Annotated in this window: 23 protein-coding genes and 1 pseudogene; 8 read left to right on the forward strand and 16 right to left on the reverse strand. The window is 36.8% G+C overall.

Annotated elements, in window-relative coordinates; translation table 11 throughout:
• Window positions 1-450 precede the first annotated feature (450 nt).
• Entirely contained in the window at window positions 451-1,287 is an 837-nt protein-coding gene (locus ACFX4X_RS04705) for an RMD1 family protein (protein WP_284470408.1), read from the forward strand.
• Between the two features lie 356 nt (window positions 1,288-1,643).
• Here ACFX4X_RS04705 and ACFX4X_RS04710 read toward each other — a convergent pair whose 3' ends face one another.
• The 3 genes from ACFX4X_RS04710 to ACFX4X_RS04720 form a co-directional block, all read right to left on the reverse strand.
• Window positions 1,644-2,843, reverse strand: coding sequence for a C40 family peptidase (locus ACFX4X_RS04710; protein ID WP_377382017.1), 1,200 nt, complete (start codon window positions 2,841-2,843; stop codon window positions 1,644-1,646).
• A gap of 1,005 nt (window positions 2,844-3,848) precedes the next feature.
• Entirely contained in the window at window positions 3,849-4,163 is a 315-nt protein-coding gene (locus ACFX4X_RS04715; protein ID WP_377382019.1) for a hypothetical protein, read from the reverse strand.
• Window positions 4,164-4,393: 230 nt separating this feature from the next.
• Entirely contained in the window at window positions 4,394-4,744 is a 351-nt protein-coding gene (locus ACFX4X_RS04720) for a hypothetical protein (protein ID WP_377382022.1), read from the reverse strand.
• Between the two features lie 457 nt (window positions 4,745-5,201).
• Here ACFX4X_RS04720 and ACFX4X_RS04725 point away from each other — a divergent pair, with 457 nt between their 5' ends.
• Both ACFX4X_RS04725 and ACFX4X_RS04730 read left to right on the forward strand, forming a co-directional pair.
• Window positions 5,202-5,792, forward strand: coding sequence for a TetR/AcrR family transcriptional regulator (locus ACFX4X_RS04725; RefSeq protein ID WP_349817573.1), 591 nt, complete (start codon window positions 5,202-5,204; stop codon window positions 5,790-5,792).
• Window positions 5,793-5,817: 25 nt separating this feature from the next.
• On the forward strand, window positions 5,818-7,017 hold the full coding sequence (locus ACFX4X_RS04730) for an MFS transporter (RefSeq protein ID WP_377382026.1): 1,200 nt from the start codon (window positions 5,818-5,820) through the stop codon (window positions 7,015-7,017).
• A gap of 381 nt (window positions 7,018-7,398) precedes the next feature.
• On the opposite strand, the gene ACFX4X_RS04735 is transcribed toward ACFX4X_RS04730, so the two are convergent.
• Complete coding sequence (locus tag ACFX4X_RS04735; RefSeq protein ID WP_377382029.1) at window positions 7,399-8,364, reverse strand: MBL fold metallo-hydrolase; 966 nt, start codon at window positions 8,362-8,364, stop codon at window positions 7,399-7,401.
• 342 nt (window positions 8,365-8,706) lie between these two features.
• On the opposite strand from ACFX4X_RS04735, the gene ACFX4X_RS04740 reads away from it, so the two are divergent.
• From ACFX4X_RS04740 to ACFX4X_RS04750, 3 genes are all read left to right on the forward strand, one after another.
• Window positions 8,707-8,910, forward strand: coding sequence for a hypothetical protein (locus ACFX4X_RS04740; RefSeq protein WP_377382032.1), 204 nt, complete (start codon window positions 8,707-8,709; stop codon window positions 8,908-8,910).
• A 664-nt stretch (window positions 8,911-9,574) separates the two neighbouring features.
• Window positions 9,575-9,718, forward strand: coding sequence for an ATP-binding protein (locus tag ACFX4X_RS04745; protein WP_377382141.1), 144 nt, complete (start codon window positions 9,575-9,577; stop codon window positions 9,716-9,718).
• Window positions 9,719-10,258: 540 nt separating this feature from the next.
• Window positions 10,259-10,813, forward strand: coding sequence for a hypothetical protein (locus tag ACFX4X_RS04750; protein ID WP_061466121.1), 555 nt, complete (start codon window positions 10,259-10,261; stop codon window positions 10,811-10,813).
• 1,005 nt (window positions 10,814-11,818) lie between these two features.
• On the opposite strand, the gene ACFX4X_RS04755 is transcribed toward ACFX4X_RS04750, so the two are convergent.
• Window positions 11,819-12,010 carry a hypothetical protein gene (locus ACFX4X_RS04755; RefSeq protein WP_377382035.1) on the reverse strand — a complete coding sequence of 64 codons (192 nt, stop codon included), beginning with the start codon at window positions 12,008-12,010 and terminating at the stop codon, window positions 11,819-11,821.
• 97 nt (window positions 12,011-12,107) lie between these two features.
• Between ACFX4X_RS04755 and ACFX4X_RS04760 the strand changes: the two genes are divergently transcribed.
• The gene (locus ACFX4X_RS04760) at window positions 12,108-12,803 is read left to right on the forward strand and encodes an ArsR/SmtB family transcription factor (RefSeq protein WP_377382038.1); all 696 of its coding nucleotides are present in this window, start codon (window positions 12,108-12,110) and stop codon (window positions 12,801-12,803) included.
• Window positions 12,804-13,029: 226 nt separating this feature from the next.
• Here the strand turns inward: ACFX4X_RS04760 and ACFX4X_RS04765 are convergent.
• A pseudogene (locus ACFX4X_RS04765) lies at window positions 13,030-13,619 on the reverse strand (transposase); the annotation flags it as partial.
• 210 nt (window positions 13,620-13,829) lie between these two features.
• Window positions 13,830-14,189 carry a DUF1129 domain-containing protein gene (locus ACFX4X_RS04770; RefSeq protein WP_377382041.1) on the reverse strand — a complete coding sequence of 120 codons (360 nt, stop codon included), beginning with the start codon at window positions 14,187-14,189 and terminating at the stop codon, window positions 13,830-13,832.
• A 232-nt stretch (window positions 14,190-14,421) separates the two neighbouring features.
• On the opposite strand from ACFX4X_RS04770, the gene ACFX4X_RS04775 reads away from it, so the two are divergent.
• Window positions 14,422-15,042 carry an NAD(P)-dependent oxidoreductase gene (locus ACFX4X_RS04775; protein ID WP_089363457.1) on the forward strand — a complete coding sequence of 207 codons (621 nt, stop codon included), beginning with the start codon at window positions 14,422-14,424 and terminating at the stop codon, window positions 15,040-15,042.
• Between the two features lie 125 nt (window positions 15,043-15,167).
• Here the strand turns inward: ACFX4X_RS04775 and ACFX4X_RS25525 are convergent, their stop codons facing one another.
• The 9 genes from ACFX4X_RS25525 to ACFX4X_RS04815 all read right to left on the reverse strand — a co-directional run bounded on the left by ACFX4X_RS25525 (window position 15,168) and on the right by ACFX4X_RS04815 (window position 22,016).
• Entirely contained in the window at window positions 15,168-15,281 is a 114-nt protein-coding gene (locus ACFX4X_RS25525; protein WP_483878235.1) for a hypothetical protein, read from the reverse strand.
• Between the two features lie 17 nt (window positions 15,282-15,298).
• On the reverse strand, window positions 15,299-16,165 hold the full coding sequence (locus ACFX4X_RS04780) for a MurR/RpiR family transcriptional regulator (protein WP_061463748.1): 867 nt from the start codon (window positions 16,163-16,165) through the stop codon (window positions 15,299-15,301).
• Window positions 16,166-16,190: 25 nt separating this feature from the next.
• Window positions 16,191-17,087, reverse strand: a complete 897-nt coding sequence (locus ACFX4X_RS04785) for an N-acetylglucosamine kinase (protein WP_377382045.1) — start codon at window positions 17,085-17,087, stop codon at window positions 16,191-16,193.
• Between the two features lie 52 nt (window positions 17,088-17,139).
• Window positions 17,140-18,225: a DUF871 domain-containing protein gene (locus tag ACFX4X_RS04790; RefSeq protein ID WP_377382048.1), complete on the reverse strand. Its 1,086-nt coding sequence runs from the start codon at window positions 18,223-18,225 to the stop codon at window positions 17,140-17,142.
• 15 nt (window positions 18,226-18,240) lie between these two features.
• Window positions 18,241-18,570: a PTS lactose/cellobiose transporter subunit IIA gene (locus ACFX4X_RS04795; RefSeq protein WP_089363461.1), complete on the reverse strand. Its 330-nt coding sequence runs from the start codon at window positions 18,568-18,570 to the stop codon at window positions 18,241-18,243.
• 27 nt (window positions 18,571-18,597) lie between these two features.
• Window positions 18,598-19,977: a 6-phospho-beta-glucosidase gene (locus ACFX4X_RS04800; protein WP_284470395.1), complete on the reverse strand. Its 1,380-nt coding sequence runs from the start codon at window positions 19,975-19,977 to the stop codon at window positions 18,598-18,600.
• A 39-nt stretch (window positions 19,978-20,016) separates the two neighbouring features.
• Entirely contained in the window at window positions 20,017-20,301 is a 285-nt protein-coding gene (locus ACFX4X_RS04805; protein WP_289320175.1) for a hypothetical protein, read from the reverse strand.
• A 70-nt stretch (window positions 20,302-20,371) separates the two neighbouring features.
• Window positions 20,372-21,661: a PTS sugar transporter subunit IIC gene (locus ACFX4X_RS04810; protein WP_377382054.1), complete on the reverse strand. Its 1,290-nt coding sequence runs from the start codon at window positions 21,659-21,661 to the stop codon at window positions 20,372-20,374.
• 49 nt (window positions 21,662-21,710) lie between these two features.
• Window positions 21,711-22,016, reverse strand: coding sequence for a PTS sugar transporter subunit IIB (locus tag ACFX4X_RS04815; protein ID WP_061463755.1), 306 nt, complete (start codon window positions 22,014-22,016; stop codon window positions 21,711-21,713).
• Window positions 22,017-22,163: the final 147 nt, after the last annotated feature.

Here is a 22,163-nt window from a genome sequence, read left to right on the forward strand (position 1 = left end):
GAGAATTCTTTAAATGAAAGTCTTACTAAGTATTACGTTTTCATCATCGTTAAGGGAACAAGTAAAGAAGACGCGGGAGAAGTAACTCGACAAACTAACAGCATTCCTTCAAAATTCATTTAACCATAAGGATGAAATAGGGTTACCGGTTAATTGAATTTAAAGGGGGAGATAGCGAAGAATCCAGTCATTGGTCTGGATTTGGTAAAAGGTGAAAGTCAGGTTCAAGCATTCTTGGATAAAAAATAATAGAACGAAACTTTCCAAACATAGTTCAGTGGAAGGCATGCACTAATTTAGCATAACATGAAATTTTTTAAGTTTTTCATCGAAAAACTATTAGCTGGTTTAGCTGTAAGAAAAACAACCTTCAAGAATTCTTCAAGCATGTTTTTGTAAGGAATGGAATAAATTCAGATGAAGACCAATTTGCCGAAGAGAGTGATATAAATGAAACCCATTACCTTTAAAGCATTTGCAATCACTAATGAAATTGATTTGAACAAAATCGCCATTCATTGCGGCATTCCTAAAAAATTCACCTGGGAAGAGCCTTTAATCCTCAAAGGTGATATTCTAAATTCCATCCTTAATAAAAAGATGAATGAATCGCAACAGGTGCTGGTTTTTTCCTTTGGCAGCATTGTCTTCATTAATTACTCACACGCTGATGAGATAAAAGAGTTTTCAACCTATATCCAATCGTTCGAGCCTGATATTGATCTCGTCCATGTAGATCGATATACGGACGATTACAGCCTTCACATTAGAGAAACTGAAAACATCAAGCTGACCGACGAATATGTAGCGGTGCCTAAATATGAATTTTTCTACCCTGAATTAATTTCCACTGTTCTCGCAAAATCGGTGGCACTCGAAAAAACTGAGGAACAGCTCGGAAAAATCCATGACAAGCTCGAAACCATGATAGACCGACTGGAAAAAGGCAAGCTAAGAATCGGCAACAAGGAACTAGCGAGGACGACGGCAAAAATCGTACGTCACGAGTATAATACCCTTGCGTATATCATGATTCTGGATAAACCTGATATTACATGGACAAGCAGCATTGCCGGCGAATTTTATGACAGGATGCTGAATTTTTTTGAATTGAATGATCGGTATAAAATCTTGAAAAGTAAAACAGAAATTTTATATAACATTATGGATGGGTTTTCTAACATCAGCCATTCGATAAGGGGGCTATTCGTTGAATGGATCATTGTAATTCTCATTGTCTTTGAGATTATCTTGACGATTTTAGAAATTGTAGGATGGATTCCATGAATCCTGATTTAAGTGGCATAGACACTTTGAAGAAGTAGGGAAACCAAATTTCCATAATAGATATGGGGTATCCGAAAACAGGTATTATTTGTGACAAATAAGAACGAAATGAAAAACTACTTCAATAAGGGAGGTTGCTCCGTCAACCTGTTTCCTACGGAACTAAAAAGCAGTAGACATTTTACATCCTCAATGTATTCATTACCGATACATCTTGACAGCTCATTTTTTTCATTTGTATATTCCTCAACCTTTAGCCCTTTTTAAGCCATTAAAAATCCCCTTAAGATACCATTGTATCTTAAAGGGAAACTATTAATAGAAAATCCAAGCAGTCTTAATTCTCTCGTTTTATCTTAGTCCATATTGTTTTGTACTTGCCCAAAACTTTCGAACTTCTGTTCAAAATAACTTGAAGTAAGATCAGAAATATGAACGCCAGTATTTTTTGTTGTATGTATAAAGAGACCATCCCCTAGATAAATACCTACGTGGGTTATCTCTTTACTTAAATCTGACTCTTTAAAAAATACTAAGTCCCCTGCCTTTGGATGTTTGAGTTTCCGCAGCAAGGAATAGTAGTCCGCTGCCGAACTTCGTTTAATGGAAATTCCCTGCTCCTTCATGACCCAATAGATAAATCCGCTGCAATCCATTCCAATAATAGGGTCATATTCTCCAAAAACATAAGGAAATCCACGTAGAGTATATGCATACTTTATGACATCAAGAGCTTTATCATAGGAAGCCTCTTGATTTGCATAAAATGGATACAAGGGACTGCTGTATATTTGAAGATACTGCCCCTGCATCAAACTATCAGTTGGTAAACCGTTACGCTTTTTGATTGTTTCCACAGATACACCGTAATTTTCCGAAATGCTTTTAAGGGTTTCATTATTTTTAACGACATGCTCTCCCTTAGGTGTAAACGTTTTAAACTCGGCTTGGAATTGTGCAAAATATTCTTCTGTGATAGATCTCACCTGAACTGTCTCTGCTCCATATCCAGAATTAACAAACTGATCCCCCCCCAGATAGATCCCAGCCGTCACGATTTTTGAGCTTTCCTTTTCCAGAAAAAATATAACATCTCCAGCCTTAGGAGTATCTGTAACCATACCTTGCTTATAATAGCCTTCAACTGACAAACGGTCGATGGGCACCTGTTGTCGGGAGAGTACCCAATAAATCAATCCGCTAGAATCGAACCCATTTATCGGTGTCTCTTCTTCAGCCGCTTTTTTAAATCCTATAAAAGTTTTTGCATAATTCCCAATTTGTTTCCCTCTCTCTGTCCATTGATAGATGGAAGGAGTATAAACCGTCTGAATGATTAACTTCTGGCCCACATATAACGTACCATCCGGTAAACCATTCGTCTTCATTAATTGCTCTGCCGATATATCATAATTCGCTGCAATCGATTCTACCGTTTCCTGAGAGGATACAATGTGCACTTGCTCTGCCGCTTCAACTTTTAAGCCAGGTAAAAAGGTAAAACTAACCATCCCCAGCAATAAAAGCAACATACTACCTAATAATTTTTTCCCCATTTTAATCCCTTCCTCATAACCAAAAATATCTTTTAAAAATAGAGTCATACACTCATGCAGATTTTCTTCCTTCTTAATGAAATTATAAAATTCTGCAATAATAAATATTCCCTGTACTACTTTAACACAAAAATACTATTAATTGGATTACTTTCCACTTTTTCTTATTGAGCAAATCCGTATTGATTTCCCCTCTAATTTGAATGCATGATTATTGCAGGAATTATACATTTCAAAAGGCCGCCAAATACTTTGTTAAATAATTTATCGTTCAATGAACTAAATATGGCATCTAGGGCGGTGATATCGGGCGATTTCTAAAAGAAGTATTTCAGGGTCCCGCAATCCAAATACTTGCTATGATTAGAGTGAAAACTATTCTTATGATCATTGAAATCATTAAAAATTTCATTTAGTAACAATGAAATGAAAATAAACAATCAAATCTGAAAAAATGATTGTTCGACCTAACAAAAAATTATAGTATATACATAATTTATCTATCCGACCATATATTCTGTCTTGACATTCAAAAGGCCGCCAATTGGCGGCCTTCTTATGGGCGCTAACGTACCCATTACTTTAAATGCAATCCTTTACAAACTTTTTAAATTAGACTGTTTTTATTGTTTTGTCATCACTTATGAAACCTATGAAATTGGTAATTAGAATATAAATTAGGAAAAACAATCACTCTTCTATTGCCAGAAGGCCTATAATCATGCCTTCCATATGTAGCAGGGGATAGATGTGCGATTATATAAACAAAAAGCACAAAATATGGAACCTATAGGATAACTGTCAAAAAGTTAGCGTTTCGACCATTTAACCACTTTTTTGTCAGGAGAAAGAGTAGGATTGACCCAAAATGAATTAAATTCAACAACAATAGCTACTTTACAGTACCAATATTCCATCCCGTCAGTCTACTAATCCTATATTCATACACATAAGTTCGAGTGGAACAAAATCATAAAAGCATACCTGTTACTTTAAGAACAAAATTTATTTATTAGGCACTAATAATACTGTTTTTTTAAAGTAAATAAACAAATTAAATATACTTAACCCTAAAATTATAAGAAACATATATAAGGAAATAACGTCTCCTTCTAAATTTAATTCATCAGCTATGTATCCCATAATAATAAGATTAATACTTGAAACAATTATTGACATTATTGAAATGATACTAACAGTGAATCCATTAACAAGGTTACTTCGTTTCTTAGCCAATAAAATAATGGAAATTATAAATAAACTAATTATTAAAGTAATAAAAACTAATCTTAAAAAATCGTAAATTTCCAACCCTTCCATAGTTACCCTCCCTATTATTCTATTCCTGCTTATATTACCACGAAAAACCATTTTTCCAGAAATGGAAACGGCTTAATTGTTCTGTATAGTGGATAAGGTTTTACGACTGATTATAGTAATTTAAATCTTTCCAACCTTCAAAAGTAGTTCTGAATTTTCTTGATAAATCATTATCTTTACTAAGAAGGAGAATTGCTGAAGAGTCCCACAAAACCAATTCAACTTTTGCCTTAGGATGTTGGATATTTGGAGTTTCCCCCCCAAAGGTTTGGATTGCTGTCTGCATATGGTTCTACTTTAATGTCATCTAAATCAATTTTCTCCTTTTTATCAAATGCCGAAAATACACCCCAAATAAAATAAAAATCTTTATTATTAGCAAGTTTCTTTAGATTTTCACCTGTAATCCAGAAGTTATTATGAAGGTCGTCAAAAATCCGATAATCTTCAAAGTAATCAAGGCAATTTTCTTGGTATGACCAATCTAAATCTGTAAGTAGCCAATTATAATCTTTTTCGAGTCCGTTGAACGAGTTTAATATTTCTTTTAACTCCAAGAACCCTTCTAAAATGGTATTCATTTCTTATACCTCACAACTAATTCCCCTTATTTTATCACTTCTTTTTAAACTTCCACTTTAGTTCCATAAAAAGAGGTGACCTTCACAGCACTTTAATGAACTATTGCACTCGTTCAATCAACAAGATACTCAAATTGTGTTGGGTTTAATCCTAAATCATTTAATCACCAATTGCTATTAACTTTTCAGTAACGCTTCGTTGTAATTCATATTATATCAGCATACAACTAAACTGCCCCAAGAGCGGCCGCAGCACCCTCTGTTATAAGTAAAAAGTATTCAATTATAAAAAAAACAGTTTGATTACTTTTGTGCTCCTTCTCATTCAAAAAAAGCGCTTGATTATGGAGGTTTTTTCCACACCACAGTGTTGCTTAATACCCTCCTATAAACTAAACCGCTTGCTTATATTTATTTAATTTGCTAATATAACTGACGAACGTTCGTTAAATTAGAGGTGATATTATTGAAAAGCGATGAAATTAAGGTAGCAGCTTTAAAATATTTTACGATCCATGGTTATGAAGGAGCATCCCTATCTCTAATAGCTGAAGAAGTCGGCATGAAAAAGCAATCCATTTACGCCCATTTTAAAGGCAAGGATGATCTTTTTCTGAAAGTTTTACGTGATGCGAAAGAGGCGGAGCTATCTTCAAAACTCCAATATTTCAGTAAAGTTGATTCAAAAAATCCAGAAAAAGATTTATACGGATTTCTACAATTGATCATCGATCTCTTCCAAAAAAATGAGCATTTAAAGTTTTGGCTGCGTATGTCCTTTTTTCCGCCAGCCCATCTTGAAAAAGCAATCGGACAGGAAGTCATGGATATCGAGGAAAAGGTGCAGGCGATATTGGAAAGAAAATTTCAGGATTGGATCAATGCTAAATTAATCGTCGAAGAAGCAGCAATTACGCCGACCTTTGCTTTCTTAGGAGTAGTGGATTCCATTATGCTGGAGCTTGTATACGGCAATGATGAGAAACGGCTGAACGATAAATTAGCATCCTCTTGGAAAGTATTTTGGAGAGGTATTTCACAAAAATGATTCACATAGAAAGAGGTGTTAATACATGAATAAACCAATTAATGAACAAAAGGCGATATTAATTATTCTTCTAAGCAATATATTCATTGCCTTTCTAGGAATTGGACTCATCATCCCCGTAATGCCATCGTTTATGAATATCATGCATTTATCAGGAAGTACGATGGGCTATCTTGTTGCCGTATTTGCAGTATCACAACTTGTTATGTCACCATTCGCAGGTCGTTGGGTCGACCGTTACGGCAGAAAGAAAATCATCATTATCGGCTTATTCCTTTTTGGTGTTTCAGAACTTATCTTTGGTATTGGCACGAACGTATCCGTGTTATATATATCAAGGATCCTAGGGGGAATTAGTGCCGCCTTTATTATGCCAGGTGTTACTGCATATGTTGCAGATATTACATCAGTTCAGGAACGGCCAAAAGCAATGGGGTATATTTCGGCCGCCATTAGCTTGGGCTTTATTATAGGACCTGGTATCGGTGGTTTTATTGCGGAATATGGTATACGTTTGCCATTCTTTCTTGCGGCAGCCATTGCTTTTTTAGCATGCATTGCATCAATATTTATTTTAAAAGAACCGCTAACAAAGGAACAGCTTGCAGAAGTTTCTGCTAATACAAAAGAAACAAACTTTATAGACGATTTAAAAAGATCACTTAACCCGCTTTACTTTATTGCGTTTATCATCGTATTTGTACTCGCTTTTGGTTTATCAGCATATGAAACTGTTTTCAGCCTATTTTCTGATCATAAATTTGGCTTCACGCCGAAGGATATTGCAACTATCATTACAATTAGCTCAATCTTCGGAGTTGTTGTGCAAGTATTCATGTTTGGAAAACTGGTAGATATCCTTGGTGAAAAGAAGCTGATTCAATTATGTTTAGTCATCGGGGCAATATTCGCGGTGGCTTCCACATTGATATCTAGCTTTTTGGCAGTACTGGTGGTAACTAGCTTCATCTTTCTTGCATTTGACTTACTTCGTCCGGCATTGACGACATTTTTATCAAAAGCCGCCGGGAAAGAGCAAGGGTTTGTTGCTGGAATGAACTCAACCTATACGAGCTTAGGGAATATCTTCGGACCAGCAATGGGAGGAATACTATTTGACGTAAACATCCACTATCCTTATCTTTTTGCTGCTGTCATTATGGTCATTGGCCTAGGTATTACAGTCATTTGGAAAGAAAACCGATTAGCAGATAGTTTAGCTTAATAACGAGGCGCCATTTGAATAATAAAGGCCAAGATTGCCCTAATATGATTTTTCAAAGTACATTTCGAGCTGGAAACTCTTAAACTTGTATTATACTTTGCCTTTAAACAAAGATCCCCTGTCCATTTTGGGCAAGGGGTCTTTATGCGTCAAGGGGTTAGAAGCTTTTACTCGATGCGGACTTTTAGGCCCTTATATCATGATATTCATGAGCCAGTGCGCTAGGGATATCGGTTTTTTTATTGAAAGTGTCTTAGCCTGGGCTATATGTCAAAATGTTTACGGTAGCACAGTTCCAAACGCTTATCGCATTGATTAATAGGTTTAAAGAACTTGCCCGCAAAAGCTCGTCTATTATTTTTTCCCTGAGTGCTCATCGTTTCACGGGTGCAGCACTTGTACCTTATCGCCTATTTCAATGGACAGCAAATCCTCACCTACTACAACTGTTCCTTCATATGTTTCTTTTGTTCTTCCGGGCAAATTAGCTTTTTCTTCTGTTAATCCACCTAATAATACAATATGTGAATACACAGCAAGCTTTGGTTGTATTTGGCTAAAGACTTTACCTGCTTCCTCGGGTGTAGTGTGAAGGTCAAGAATATTGGATATTGATTCTGATTCATTATCAGGTCTTGCGGCTGCAACCTCATGAATGACTACGTCAGCACCTTTAGCAAATTGAATTAGATTTTCATTATAACGGGTGTCACCTGAGATAACTACTGAATGTCCTTTGTAATTAACCCGATAACCGAAAGCAGGTTCAATTGATTTATGGTCAACCTTGAAAGCTATTACCTCTATTCCCTTTTGTTGATACACAACGCCTTCCTTGATATCATGTGCTATAATACTTGCTCCTTCAACGTTTCCATTTCCAGAGTCTTCCCTTGCATCCAAATCGGCTTTATAAGCTTTATTCATATGTAACATCATTTTCTTTGTTCCCTTAGGTCCCCAAATGTTAAAGGCTAGCTCTCTTTTCCCACCTGTTGGCAAAGAACCTGTAAGCCATATGTCTGGGATGCCAACCGTATGATCCGAATGCAAGTGTGAAAGGAATAACTTGTCAATACTGCCTGGTAACATATTAGCTTTATATAATTGCAAAGCAGTTCCACGTCCTGCATCAAAGAGGAGTTTTTCATTACCAACTTCCACAAGGGTAGCGGGACCGGACCGGGATGTACTTAAAATAGGAGAACCTGTTCCTAATAGAGTTACTTTAAAATCCGATTGCATTCCAGCAGATTGGCCAAAAGAAGGAAGTAATAATGATAATGATAGTATGATTGAAACTACCAACAAAAAACAAATAGAGGTATTCCTTATTCTTTTCTTCATAGCAAAATCCTCCTTAAAATATTTGACTTTACTCTAGGGAATCTGTCCCAGCCTCCTTCCGAGTGTTTGTTTTGAATAGAAAACGATGTTTCGGTATTATTTTCCACAAATAAATACTACAGTATTTTCAATATTCATTCAACTACACCTAAAGCAATTTAGGATTTACAATTTGAATGCTGTTTCAACCTTTCATCAAGAACAACAAGATAGCGGAAGATTATTAATTACAGGTCCCAGTTCGTGATTGAAATTTAAAATAATCCATAAAAAATATTGGATTTTATTTTGGATCAATTGTTCATACTAAAATAAAAAATACATGTTAAAGAAGGAGTTTATATGCCAAATCAAAAAAATAATGACCATAATCCAGTCCTACATAAAAGCCGGGACAGTCGATTAAATACAGAAGATGATCCTTTCGGCATACTTAAACAAGAAATGGAAGTGGATACAGATGTCAATGAAGATCCAAATCGGGAAAAATTATTAGATGAATCAGTTGTTTCTTTTCTAAAATCGAAAGAAGGACAGGAATATTAGAGAAGGAATTGTGCTCGCTAATGGGATGTTTTTATAGCCAACTAATCCACCATTTTCAACTATCCTCCGATTAAATGATTCAGAAAAAGCTAGAAGACAAAGACAGAGTCATTTCTTACCAAAGGAAGTCAGATCATTTCAATTTTCCAAGGTGCCACTCATGAACTTTTGGGTGGCCCTTTTTGTATTGTTATCTAAAATGTTGGTTAGATTAACTACTTTAATTTTTAATGTTTTCTTATTCGTAAGATTTGAAATATGTACAGAGTACAAGGTTTCTTGAACAAAAGAGCACTGTGACCCATCAGGTTAGCATAACTGGCCTCCACCCCTTGGATAGGCATGACGAAGGAATGAGAGGGCAATTGACCCACGGGGGGAAAGCCTCCACGGACGGTGTGGAGATGTACATTGCATGGTAAAATATGGAGTGGTGCTGACTCCTATGCCTTCATGAAGCCAAAATGATCTGACCTCATTTCAATTACCCGGAAATCCAATTACAAGGGTTATGAAATCCTGCGAATAAGTGAGCATTCGAGAGATATTCGTATCAAACTGATGGAGTTCAATAAGATAAATGGTATTTCCCATTCTTTCACCGCCCATTGATATTAATAAAAAGTCCTCCCCTTCACCTCAGTTAAACTTTTTGTAACCGACAATCGATGTATCTTCTAATAATTCTGGAACTGGAATAGGGCTGGCTATTGCAAGACAAATTATTATAGCTCATGGCGGAGATCTTCACATAAATAGTAAACCTCAACTAGGAACCCAGTGTAGTATTATATTTCATTCGAACTAGAAAAAAGAAATTAACGAATTATTGTATAAGTGATTTAACGAATAAAAGCTGATATTTCCTTAGTGTAGGGAAAATCGGCTTTCTTTATTTCGAAATTTGCTTAGCGTATGTTTTTCGTTTTTTTTGGTAGGACCCTTGGCGGTACCCATATAGAGTAGTTTTATATAACTCCTTAGTTATGGTGAAATACTTTAAAAAACACTTTTGAAAATAAGAGAATTTACCTCCTGATAAATTAACGATATAGTAAAATATATCCTTGCATGGAAATAATATACACTGTAGGCTAGAGGAGAATCATCCTTTGACACATTTCGTATAAACGGCTGGGGAGCGAAGCCGGAAGGAGGGAATATTAATAAAAGTGGAATTCAGCCATTCGTATACAAGCCGGTATCGGATATTCCGTCAAGATTTTACGCAGGGGCTGTCAACTTCCACTTTTTCCGGCCAAAGTATCTAAATTTCAATAATATGGGAGTGGAGAAATTGCGAATAAAACTTTGTCTTTCCGTAATAATATGTTGTCTTTTCGTTGCCATGGGATTTACACCAGTATCGAAGGCCGAGACGAATGCAGAAAAGGATTATACGATTAAATCGTTCCATTATTTAAATGTAGATGGAAAAGATGTGGATTCCCAGGCCAAAGTGAGTAACATATCTAACAAAGAAATAAAAGTAACAATGGTTCTTCCTAAACAGAATAACGAGGGCGATTGGTTGGCATATGGATTTACGAGCAGGGAAACTTTGCTGGCATTTATCGAAAAAGATAAACAGAGACTTCAAAACAAAGTCACTACCATGGGCAGCGGTTCTTGTTGTACCGATTTCTATGAGTATAAAAATAAAGGTGGGAATTATATTTATTGGAGAGACGGTTTTACAAACTTGTCTTCCAGCTGGAATGACAGAATTTCCTCCTTAAGTACGGCGTCACCTTCTTCAAGCTATTCGACGACGCTGTGGGAGCATACTTCATCTCAAGGGTATGGCAGAGGAGTTTCCTTTAGACACTCCGATTGGTATGGTAAAACTGCTAATATGGCTTCGGATTGGGACAATAAGGCTTCGGCGATCGAAATCAAATAACGGGAGATCGCCAATGACCAGGTGAAGGATTTTTAAAATCACTATTCTCTCATTGATTTCGAAGAAATGGGAAAATAGTGATATTTTTTAAAAGTTTCGTCGCAACTGCCGACCGAGCACAAGCCGTAGTAAAGAAAAATTTTAAGGGATTTTTGACTGTAATTTTGTTTATTGTAGTGAACGTATGATTATGTAAAGAATCGCACGTTCAAAAGGCCGCCAATTGGCGGTCTTCTTATGACGCTAGTCGAGTAGAAGGGAACCTCACAGAACCGTGCTTGCGCTATTCACGCACACGGCTCCTCCTAGTTACCATTCACAAAATGTAGCTAATCTCTCAGATTCAGATTTTGCTAATTCTGCTATCCTTAGTCGTTTTTCCATTTATCCCTGCCTCTAAGTGTAGTAAATATTTCCCTAGTAAGGGCGATAACTGGTAACTAGCCTTTCCTCCATCGGCATTACCCAACTTCATTGGTACTACGCTGCTACCCAACTCCCTACACGGATCGGTAGGGTCTCCTGAGTTGCCGTATCATATCGATGTGTATAACGTGCCAAGGTCTCTGACCCCAGAGAGGTTTTATCCATCTTGCCCTTAACGAAGGATAAAATATAGCTTTCTGCTGTGCGTAAAGCATCAGCCCTCTCGATTTACTAATATTATGGAGCTCAATCCCTTCAACCATTTGGCTTTCGGCCCGCCACCTAACTGTCTACGCTTAAAGACTAACGTTACCTTTAGCCCTCCAAGACTCGCTACGAACGAATGGCTAGTTCTTACTCGACGGGAATCCACCCGCTATATGATACGACCTAGGCTCGGCCGCACAGGCACCCGTTAGTAAAAGAAGAACTATTTATTTACCAATTAGGTACTGCCCGGAATAAGACTTAGAATCAAAAAGGTCTATACCTAAAAAATCTTCACAATTAGTATCCGAAAAATGAAACACTATTGATTCAACATTAGGATGAGGAATTGACTTTCTTATTATTTATCATTCAGTCTAAAAGAATAATAAGTCTTTCCATCAGTAGTAACTTCCTAATGTGTACTTTATTAGCAATCAGTTCAATTTTCCTTGCCGTTTCTCCTTCAAACTCTATTCCAACAATCGGGACTTCTTCTCCAAAGTCTAACATTATATCACCGTTAATAATTTCTGTGTTTGGAACCTGAGCCATTTTTTTCATCTATTTCTCCTCCTATTCATAGGTTCTTCCTTATTTATTGTAGAATATTAACATTTCGATTTTCATCGAAATATGGATTAAATTAGGGGGAATTAAAGTGAACGCAAACCCAAATGTAGTAATGATTTATACTCTTGTGAGTGAAGCTTCTCGTGCAGCAATATTAACAGTCTTATTAGACGGTAGATTCCATCCTGCAAGCGAATTAGCATATATGGCAGGAATCAAACCACAGACGGCTAGTTTCCATTTGACAAAAATGGTCGATGCGAATGTAGTTACAGTTGAAAAACAGGGGAGACATCGATATTATGGACTTCGAAATCAAGAAGTTGCTCAAGTTATAGAGTCATTTTTATCAATAGCTCCACCAATTGAAATTAAATCATTAAAACAGGCTTCGGAAGAAAAAGAGATGCGTTTTGCAAGAACATGTTATGATCATCTTGCAGGGAATTTAGGAGTAAAATTAACAGATTATTTAATTAAAATAGGTGTTATTTATGAAGAAAAGGACGGGTTTACTGTTACTGAAAAAGGAGAGTCATTCTTTACAACTTTTCAAATTGATCTTGAAAGGGTTAAGAAAAAGCGTCGTTCATTTACACACAAATGTTTAGATTGGAGTGAAAGACGTCACCACCTTGCGGGAGCATTAGGAAATGCCCTTCTAGAAAGACTATTAGAATTAAATTGGGTTCAACGTTTACCTAAAACAAGAGCAATAAAAATCACTTCTGACGGGAAAAAAGGACTTAAAGAAACATTTTCTTTTGATATTACAAACAACTAAGTTTTGAATATAAAACAGCCGATTTAGCCTTAAAGGGGGAGTTAAAGTCGGCTATTTTGTGTTGAAATATGCTTAACGTGGTTTTTTTCCGAAATGCTGGCGATACCCCATCCCCTTCAAGCTAACGCCAATGAGTACTTAAAGTAGATCTATTTCTACAAGATAATCGTTCATGCAATTAACTAAAGACATGCAAAATAAGCCTCCGATAGGTCATTTTTTTGCGCTATGCTGCACTCTTGTGACACACGGTATACTGATAGACAACACCCAATATATCAAAGACTGTCTTTTTCTCATAACGGTGGGATTTTCGCCCATTTTTCTGTAGGAGGACAAACAGGCGAAGTAGAATCTTTGATGGCTCTTGTGTGCTTGTTTGTATCGCTTGAAACAGCAGTAAAAAATAGTCTTTGATGATATAAATAGCTTTATATTCACTCAATTCCTTCTTTTTCTTTTCAAGAAGTAACTGTCGCCTTTGAAACATGGTAGAAGAACAGAGGAAAATGCCAATGAGTTGGCCATATAAATGGCACTCAAGGCGTTCTTTTTTGATTGGTTTGCATTCATCGATTTCAAAGAATGACTTCCATGTTTAAACAAAATTTCGATTTGCCAACGCAGGGAATAGAGGGAATGAACATAGTCAGTGGGAACTTCTTCTGGTGATGTATTCGTTATGTAGACATTCATACCCATCAAGTGCTTACTTTTCTCCTTCATGACAATGCCTTTCTTCTTTTCTCGAATCGCTTGGTTTTTTAGGCGTGTTTGCGTTTGATCATCGGTTAAACCAATCCGGCTTTTAAGTTTCGAAAATTGTCTTAGCAAATCAGGTGTTGATTTAAAATAAAGTTTGATTAAAGATCCTCCTTTACCCCTTAAAAAAACAGCAAATAAAAACCCGTTATTTTGAAAAAGGATTCAAAATAACGGGTTTCTATTGATTAAATATCAATTTTTTATAATAAAGTTAGTTCGTTAAGAAAAGCGATTCTTATTTCCAGAATCGCGCCCTTTTGTTTACATCTGTGATATACCGTTTAAGAATAAAGCGAAAACAAAGCTAATAAAAGTAAAACCAGCAAGCGGAACGGCAAAGGCTTTGTTGTTCTTAAACTCAAATATTGTAAATAAGGCACCTAAAGCACAAACAATAAACCATATTGGGATAAAAATTAAGTCTGCAACATTAACAGGAAGCAATGTATATAAACCTGTAATGTATAATATCCAATTGATAATTAATAGACCAAATATACAATAAGACCACTTATACGGAGGTGAACCTTTCCCATATTTTCTAACCATTAGTAACGGAAAAACGAAGATAATAACTAATATAGCTCCAAAAAGTCCAATTAAAATCGAAGTTAACCCCAAAGAACATACTCCTTTCGCATTTTGATGTATTTTTATCGTTCAACTAATATCCCCTTTTTTTTTAATGAAATAAAAAAAAAACCCGATCACTCGGTGTATTAAATTTTTCTTTATAAAAAAGTTTGATTATCCATATGATGACTTATTGCACTAAGGCTTTCATTAGTTGAAAAAGACGATATAATAACTTTTAAAGTGTAGTGTAATATTTGTAAAAAGGAGGTTCATTCTCATGAATATTTTAATTTTGGGTGCATCTGGACGAGTTGGAGGTCAAATAGTTACTTATGCCCTTCATGATAGACACCATGTTACTGTATTAGTTCGAAATCCAGAGAAGCTTCAAATAAATTGTGAAAATTTAACTATTATCCAAGGTAATGTTTTAAATAAAGGTGATATCTCACATGCAATGCATGGGATTGATGTAGTTATTAGTGCGCTGAATACTGATGGGACAACCACTCTATCAGAAAGTATGCCACTAATTATCGAAGCAATGGAAGAAGAAGGAATACAACGAATTATCACTATAGGAACTGCAGGTATCCTGCAAAGCAGAACCACCCCAAATTCATTGCGTTATCAGTCAAGTGAATCAAAGCGTAAGTCTACCCGTGCAGCGGTAGAACATCATAAAGTTTACGATATGCTCAAACAGTCACCACTCGAATGGACTATTGTCTGTCCTACGTATTTGCCGGATGGGGAAAGTGTAGGTAAATATCGTGTAGAAGGTAATTTTTTGCCGGAGGACGGCGTAGAAATATCCGTGCCGGATACAGCAGAGTTTACATTTAGTCTAATAAAAAGTAGCGATTATATAAAATCACGTGTAGGTATCGCCTACTAATAATCTTCTTATGCTAAACACCATGAGTAATCAAAAAAGCCGATTAATGGAAAAACATGTTTTTAATTTTTGGCCAGCCAAAAAGCCCTTCAAAACCTTTTTGGAGGGCTTTTTCTCTGTTTTAATTAGGCCAAATCCTGGAACGTTTCTTTACTCCTTGAAAAAGCGTACATCCTATGTTTGATTCTACCGCATATATCTGCGCATTCACAATCCAGGCGAATGCCCTCCTCCTTCATTTTTAAATCCTCTTCCTTCAAGTATCCAAATTTCTTTTGGTGAATTTCAATACAGATTCCCTTGAACGTTCAATTTCATTTTTATTTTCATTATAAAATTTTGAAACATACGCATAGAAAATAATGCTGACCGTTAGAAATTGTGCAAAAAGCGAACTTGTTGCAGCACTTCGGAACTTAGCCTCCGGTGCACGTACATGATTTAGGGACATATCAACTTTTTTAGTTAGTCCATTGTTCCCCAACCGCGATAAACCAATTGTTTTAATTCCATATGCTTTAGCAATATCAACGAGTTCCAGAATTTCTTCAGTTTCGCCACTATTGGATATACAGAAAAAAACGGTGTTCTTTGATGATGCAGCAAGCGCAGTGGCCGTAATATGCGGGTCTTGATTGGCACTTACAATCTTTCCTAACCGTAGCCATTTCTGTGTAATATCTTCAGCAACGAGCCATGAAGCTCCTAAACCATAGACATAAATTACATCTGCACCCCTCATGGTTTCAATGATATTGTCAAGAACGGCCTCATCCAAATAATGTGCCGTTTCTTGTATAGCTTGTACAGAGTTGGAGACTATTTTATTTTTAATGGACGCTATTGTTTCATTAGGCTCAATGTCATGGAAACCTTTTTTCTCCGGTTGGGAAATTAGGGATGATAGGGATACCTTCAGTTCCGAAAAACTGTTAACTTTTATAGAATGACAAAATCTCGTTACGGCCGAACTGCTGGCATTGGCATGGTCAGCTAATTCATGTATCGTCATTCTTATAATTTCCTGTGGATTTTCTAAGATATATTGTGCAATTTTCCTTTCTGATTTGGGCAACTGGTTCAATAAACTTTCAATTCTCAATATAATATTTTCGACGGGCATATGATTTACTCTCCTTGATCTTTACTTACTTTAAATGCTTCATTGCTATGTAGTAACAACCCAAGGTAGCAGATACGTCTTCTACAACAAATTTCACATTTGGGTTTTCAAGTTTAATATGATTGATGAAAGAGCTTTGCACCAATGGTATATTTGTCAATATGCTACCTTTTATTGCAATTGTAACATTCTCACTTAACTTTAACTTCTTGATAACCTTAAGCGTTTGTTTTGAAAGGTGGTACCCAGCCTGATTCAGAATATTTTGCGAGGAACCATCGCCCTCCTCCGCATGTTGGACAATTAGGGGAACAAACGCGGCAATCTCGGATTTCGTGGCAGAATAAATGAATTTCTTCAGTTCCATAACACTATGAATCCCAAGTTTTTTAAGTATTGTCTCGGTTAAAAGGCTATATTCATCTCCCTCATCCTCTTCTTTCGTCATTTTTATAAAAGCCTGCATGGCGATCCAATAGCCACTTCCTTCATCCCCAAGAATGTGTCCCCAGCCACCAGCCGATTTCTCGATACCTTTATGGATGCCGATACTTACAGATCCAGTTCCGGATATGGTCAAAATGCCATCATTTCCTTTTAGTAAAGCAGCATGAGCGATAATTCCATCATTTACAATCGTGAACGGGGCATTAAATGCCTTTCTTAATGCACTTTTTATGCCCTGCGGATTCACAACTCCTCCATACCCGGCTAATCCTAAGCAAATGTAATGGCAGCTACCATTATCAATAGGAGCTATGCTTTGTTCAATTGCCTGTATAATGTTAGCGATGGCTTGTTTTTCATTTATAAGCAGGTTTCCAAACCCAGCTTTGCCTTCACTTATTTTATTACCATCTAAATCATAAGCCGCTGCTTCAGTTTTAGTACCCCCGCCGTCAACACCGATAATATAATTCATATCATTCTCCTATTCAGTAAAAAAGGAAGGAATATCACCGTTCCTTCCCTGATCATTTAATATTGAATTGGAATTTCCCCCATGGTTCCAAATGATCGAGGAGAAGAATTTCCTCTTCTGCTATTCGGCCCACTACATTTGTTTTTCCCGAATTCTTCATTTCCTTCAATGCAATCTGCAATTCCCCTTTATATTGTCCATAGAGCTCATTTTCAATTAAAATATCACCGCGTCTAATATCAGGCGTATATGTTGGTTTAAATTCCTCGCTCTTATATTTCACGCGTGATTGAGTCGAGCGAATAAGATAATCGGAAACATCTCCACGGTAAAAATGGAATTCTTCCAATACTATTTTTTTCTCTAAAGCTGTTATGGTTTTGTGAAGGTTAACATTAAATGTTAATAGACCTCTGTTTAACTGGCTAAGCTGTTTCAATTCATCTTCAGATGCGTAGGCATTCGCAATAATTACATCATCAATCAACCCTGTCGCATACAAGTGTTTCGCTTGAGTTGTAATGGGTAATTCCCGGTGCATTTCTAATGTACATAATCCTTCCATTATAGGCCAAGGTCCGTACGTTGCTGCATGGGAGCTTATGAAAGCTGCCGTGCGGATATTATGCTTTTTGAATGACTCACAGCATTTTATAAAATGAGGATAGCCCAATCCTGCATAGCGATGAGGATAGAAGTTATGCGATCCAACTAAATTCTCTTTATTTGGTTTGTAATCGATAATATTTTCTAAATATTTTGTTGCATTGCTCATGTTTATTTCAATTTTTAGATCATATGGATTATGTGTCATAATCGACTCTTCGTTACCTGTAAAACCTATGTCCAGCCTGATTCCATACGCACCTAATTCTGCAAAAAACGATAAGTCATCATAAGAAATGCCTAGTGAACCGAATACTCGGGGAGCAATATCGACCATCACTTCCATATTCAATTGATTGGCAAAACGAATCGTTTCTTTAAATTCTTTTAAAATCTTTTCTTTGTCACCTTCGACAGAAAGCAAGCAAGTAAAGATCTTTTTGAATCCATATTTGTGTGCAAGTGCAATGTATTCCATATCTTTTTCAACGGTTGAATGCTCTGGATAGATAGATATACCGAGTTTACCCATTATTTAATCACCTCTTTACTGTTGTGGGGCTAGCTTTTTTACAATGCGAATCATATGTTCAATTAGTTTTTGTTCACTCATTGCCGTCATCAAGTGATCCTGTGCATGAATCATTAATAAAGTTTTCTCACTTGGAACTCCATTCAATTCTGCTTGAATGAGCTTGGTTTGTGTCTTATGGGCCAAGTTCAATTCTTCCTGGCCCTGTTTAATTAGATCCTCTGCCTTTTCAAAATTAAATTCTTCCGCTTCTTTTAGTGCTTCGAATGCTAATCCTCTTGCATTTCCACTATGTGATATTATTTCAAAAATTTCCATTTCATTATTGTTCAATTCAGTTGACATATCACTACACTCCAATTTTATGTTAGATTATGAAGTTTCATTGGATTGCTGTAATCCAACGAAACTTGATGTCGATACTGCACTTTCACTGAAGAATCGCGGTAAGTATTCTCGATGCACTTTTAACAATTTTTGTAAAACGATTTCCGCCAGGTCATCACTTGGAATAAGCGGGTTAATCGTTAAAGCTAATAATGCTTTATCATAAGAACCTGTAACGGCTGCCTCTGCACCAATTCTTTCAAATGATTTGATTTGTTGGATCAAGCCATGCACTTGTACGGGTAATTTACCCATAGCCAAAGGAATTGGTCCATTTTTGGTGACAATGCAGCTTACTTCGACAGCTGAATCATAATCAATATCAGTAAGCGATCCTTTGTTTTGTACATTTAGCACTTGAATATCTTTTTTATCATTATAAATAGAAGAAATGACATTGCACGCTGCATCACTATAGTAAGCTCCACCGCGCTGCTCTAGTTGTGGAGGCTTGATGTCAAGGGTTTCATCCTTATATAGGTCAAACAAACCTACTTCTAATTCTTTCACAACTTCTGCTCGAGTTTCCCCAGATTTGAATGCTTCCAACTCTTCTTCTAAAATCGTTTTAGTTTTGTAATAATAACGATGGTACGGGCAAGGCACAACACCTAAAGATTTCAAAAACCTTCTGTTCCAAGCTAATGGGGCAATATTCTTCATCGTCAGCTGAATTTCAGGATTGCCCAGCATTTCAAGCACTTTATCTGTTACTTCTTGATCATCAACGAACACATGCATCCCGAATACCATATGGTTTAACCCTGCGAAATCTATGTGCACTCTTTTCATATCAACACCAAGCATGTTAGAAATAGACATATGCATATTAAATGGAACATTGCATACACCAATGACTTTTTTATGCTTGCTGTAGCGGAGAAGGGCTTCCGTTACCATCCCCGCTGGGTTTGTAAAATTAATTAACCATGCATCAGGGCAGAGCTCCTGCATTTCTTCTGCAATTTCCAGAAGAATGGGGATAGTTCGTAATGCCTTGGACAATCCTCCTGCACCATTTGTTTCCTGACCAATTAAGCCTAATTCCAACGGGATCCTCTCATCCTTGATTCGTGCATCAAGTAAACCCACCCTCATTTGCGTTGTGACAAAATCAGCATTTTGCAAGGCCTGACGGCGGTCTAACGTTAGATGTATTTCCATTGGAAGTCCTGCTTTTTCAACCATACGTTTTGCCAAGGTTCCTACAATCTCCAGTTTTTCTTTTCCTGCCTCAATATCCACTAACCATAGTTCCCTAATAGGCAACTCATCATATCGTTTAATAAATCCTTCTATTAATTCTGGTGTATAACTGGAGCCTCCGCCGATTGTGGCAATCTTCAACCCGTTTTTCATTTCCATTCCCCTAACACCTCATCGTAAGCTAATCTAATTTTTCATTCATTTATAGATGATTGCATAACAAACTAGTGCGCTTACCGCTAATAAAGACAAGAATAATAGTGATGCTTGTTTCTTGTTTTTAAACTTACCTTCAACAAAACAAACAACCATCGTCAATCCTGCGCTTATGGCAAAAGTATTTCCCAAGTATAGTGAGAATTGTTTATTTATCTCAAAGGCATCCATTAATCTGTTAAAAATAAAATTAAAAACAAGAATGAAGCTAAAAAATAGAAAGGCACTTTTGTAACTAAAAAAGTGGATTCTGGAAGTTGAATTCATGTCCTTTCCCCCCCTCAATTCATAAAAGGAGTTTGGAGCATTTAGTTCCAAACTCCCTTTTAGGCATTCCTTATAAAGCAATTTTTTTACTATCTGTTGTTTCTACCATGTTTTCCTGCGCTAAAAGCTTTTTATCGTACATCTTAAAGAATGGCAGATAAACAATAACGGAAATGGTTAAATTCACCATCACGAGAACGATGGCTCTCCAATCACCACCAGTTGAAAGGTAGGCGCCTATTGGAGCGGGCAATGTCCAGGGAACCATTACATATGTCGGGTTCACAAGTCCGATGGATGTTGCAATATATGCAAGTGTCGCACCAATTAGCGGTGTAATGATAAATGGAATAATCAGTACCGGGTTTAGTACAATTGGCATCCCAAAGATAACAGGTTCATTGATGTTAAAAATGCTTGGAACAATTGTTGCTTTCCCCATTGCTTTACTATAGGTAGACTTTGCCGTTAAGAGCATGGCTATTACTAAACCCAAAGTTGCACCAGACCCGCCAATCCAAATAAACCATTGGAAGAAAGTTTCAGGAGCGATGTGGGGAATTGCCTTTCCAGCTGCAACTGCCGCCGAGTTATTCCCCAAGTACACTTCCCATACCGGACGAGCTACGGCACCTACCACTGAAACGCCATGAATACCAAATGACCAGAAGAATGTAATCAAAAATACTGGAATTAATACACCTGGCAATGTGTCGCCTGCACTGATGAGTGGTGCAACCGCTTTATCAACGAGTGAATGTAAATCAACAGCAAAAACGACTGTAATTAAAGTCATAACAAGCAATACGATTGTAACTGGTATTAATGCTTCAAATGAACGGGCTACTGAAGTTGGAACAGAATCCGGCATTTTAATTGTGATATTTTTTGTCTTACAAAGACGTAAAATTTCGACTGCAAAAATGGATACAAGCATTCCTACAAAAAGACCATGGCCCCCGAGATTTGTCATTGGCAAAACAAACCCTACATCATCCATCATCTTTACACCAATTGTGAACAAGAAGGCTGCCAATGATAGTAAACCTCCAGATAGCGGATCAAGTTTATAGCTTTGAGATAAACTGTAGCCTATACCAAAAGTAATATATAACGTCATGATAAACATCGTTAATCGATATGGTATTAAAATTTCTGCTATATGTTTTGCAGACCATTCACCTAATGCAGTATCTGCTGCAACGGGCGGAAATGCAATGATCAAGAATAAACTGCCAAAAATGATGAATGGTAACGCAGAAACCACACCATCCCGAATTGCACGTAAATGTTTTTGCTCAGACAATTTAGCCATAGGTGTTGAAAGATTATTTTCTAAAAAAGCTACAAACTTGTCCATTCGTGTTTTCCCCTTTTACGTTTAGTGAAAAGAAATAGTAATTAGTTTATTATTTTGCTAGTTCCGTTACCAGTTTTAGTAGCTTAGGTCCGCCAAGAGGGCTGTAAGCTTGAGCTGGTATGGCTTCACATGGGACGCCCGCTTCATCTGCAGATGCCTTAAAGCCATCGAAACGATGTTTGACTTGCGGAGCTACCATTGCAACATCCCAGCCATTTCGTACTTCTGCATCAAATTCTTGAGTGCCGACTGCCAATACTTCTATAGTTACACCCTGTTTTTCCCCCTCCTTTTTTAAAGCGCTTACAACGATTGCACTAGACATTCCACCTGAACATACGAATAAAACCTTCATTCTTTGTTCCTCCAATTTTTTTTATTTTTTTTATTGGCTTTTTTCACATACTTTGTTGCTATTTACCAGGTAGTGAGTTGTGGTTGATTTCCCCTCCAGATGCTCGCTTTCCGCGGGGCGGGCGGTGAGCCTCCTCGGCGTAAACGC

This window comes from Peribacillus sp. YIM B13481 (assembly GCF_042787985.1).
GTDB classification, from domain to species: Bacteria; Bacillota; Bacilli; order Bacillales; family DSM-1321; genus Peribacillus; species Peribacillus simplex_A.

Excerpts from the sequence above, each read along its gene's own strand:
- ACFX4X_RS04720 (WP_377382022.1), bottom strand. The coding sequence starts at position 4,744 with ATGAATACCATTTTAGAAGGGTTCTTGGAGTTAAAAGAAATATTAAAC.
- ACFX4X_RS04775 (WP_089363457.1), top strand. The coding sequence starts at position 14,422 with ATGAATATTTTAATTTTGGGTGCATCTGGACGAGTTGGAGGTCAAATA.
- ACFX4X_RS04805 (WP_289320175.1), bottom strand. The coding sequence starts at position 20,301 with ATGAATTCAACTTCCAGAATCCACTTTTTTAGTTACAAAAGTGCCTTT.
- ACFX4X_RS04800 (WP_284470395.1), bottom strand. The coding sequence starts at position 19,977 with ATGGAAATGAAAAACGGGTTGAAGATTGCCACAATCGGCGGAGGCTCC.
- ACFX4X_RS04755 (WP_377382035.1), bottom strand. The coding sequence starts at position 12,010 with ATGAAAAAAATGGCTCAGGTTCCAAACACAGAAATTATTAACGGTGAT.
- ACFX4X_RS04715 (WP_377382019.1), bottom strand. The coding sequence starts at position 4,163 with ATGGAAGGGTTGGAAATTTACGATTTTTTAAGATTAGTTTTTATTACT.
- ACFX4X_RS04790 (WP_377382048.1), bottom strand. The coding sequence starts at position 18,225 with ATGGGTAAACTCGGTATATCTATCTATCCAGAGCATTCAACCGTTGAA.
- ACFX4X_RS04795 (WP_089363461.1), bottom strand. The coding sequence starts at position 18,570 with ATGTCAACTGAATTGAACAATAATGAAATGGAAATTTTTGAAATAATA.
- ACFX4X_RS04750 (WP_061466121.1), top strand. The coding sequence starts at position 10,259 with ATGGGATTTACACCAGTATCGAAGGCCGAGACGAATGCAGAAAAGGAT.
- ACFX4X_RS04740 (WP_377382032.1), top strand. The coding sequence starts at position 8,707 with ATGCCAAATCAAAAAAATAATGACCATAATCCAGTCCTACATAAAAGC.
- ACFX4X_RS04780 (WP_061463748.1), bottom strand. The coding sequence starts at position 16,165 with ATGCCCGTCGAAAATATTATATTGAGAATTGAAAGTTTATTGAACCAG.
- ACFX4X_RS04705 (WP_284470408.1), top strand. The coding sequence starts at position 451 with ATGAAACCCATTACCTTTAAAGCATTTGCAATCACTAATGAAATTGAT.
- ACFX4X_RS04785 (WP_377382045.1), bottom strand. The coding sequence starts at position 17,087 with ATGAATTATATTATCGGTGTTGACGGCGGGGGTACTAAAACTGAAGCA.
- ACFX4X_RS04810 (WP_377382054.1), bottom strand. The coding sequence starts at position 21,661 with ATGGACAAGTTTGTAGCTTTTTTAGAAAATAATCTTTCAACACCTATG.
- ACFX4X_RS04815 (WP_061463755.1), bottom strand. The coding sequence starts at position 22,016 with ATGAAGGTTTTATTCGTATGTTCAGGTGGAATGTCTAGTGCAATCGTT.
- ACFX4X_RS04735 (WP_377382029.1), bottom strand. The coding sequence starts at position 8,364 with ATGAAGAAAAGAATAAGGAATACCTCTATTTGTTTTTTGTTGGTAGTT.
- ACFX4X_RS04710 (WP_377382017.1), bottom strand. The coding sequence starts at position 2,843 with ATGGGGAAAAAATTATTAGGTAGTATGTTGCTTTTATTGCTGGGGATG.
- ACFX4X_RS25525 (WP_483878235.1), bottom strand. The coding sequence starts at position 15,281 with ATGAAGGAGGAGGGCATTCGCCTGGATTGTGAATGCGCAGATATATGC.
- ACFX4X_RS04730 (WP_377382026.1), top strand. The coding sequence starts at position 5,818 with ATGAATAAACCAATTAATGAACAAAAGGCGATATTAATTATTCTTCTA.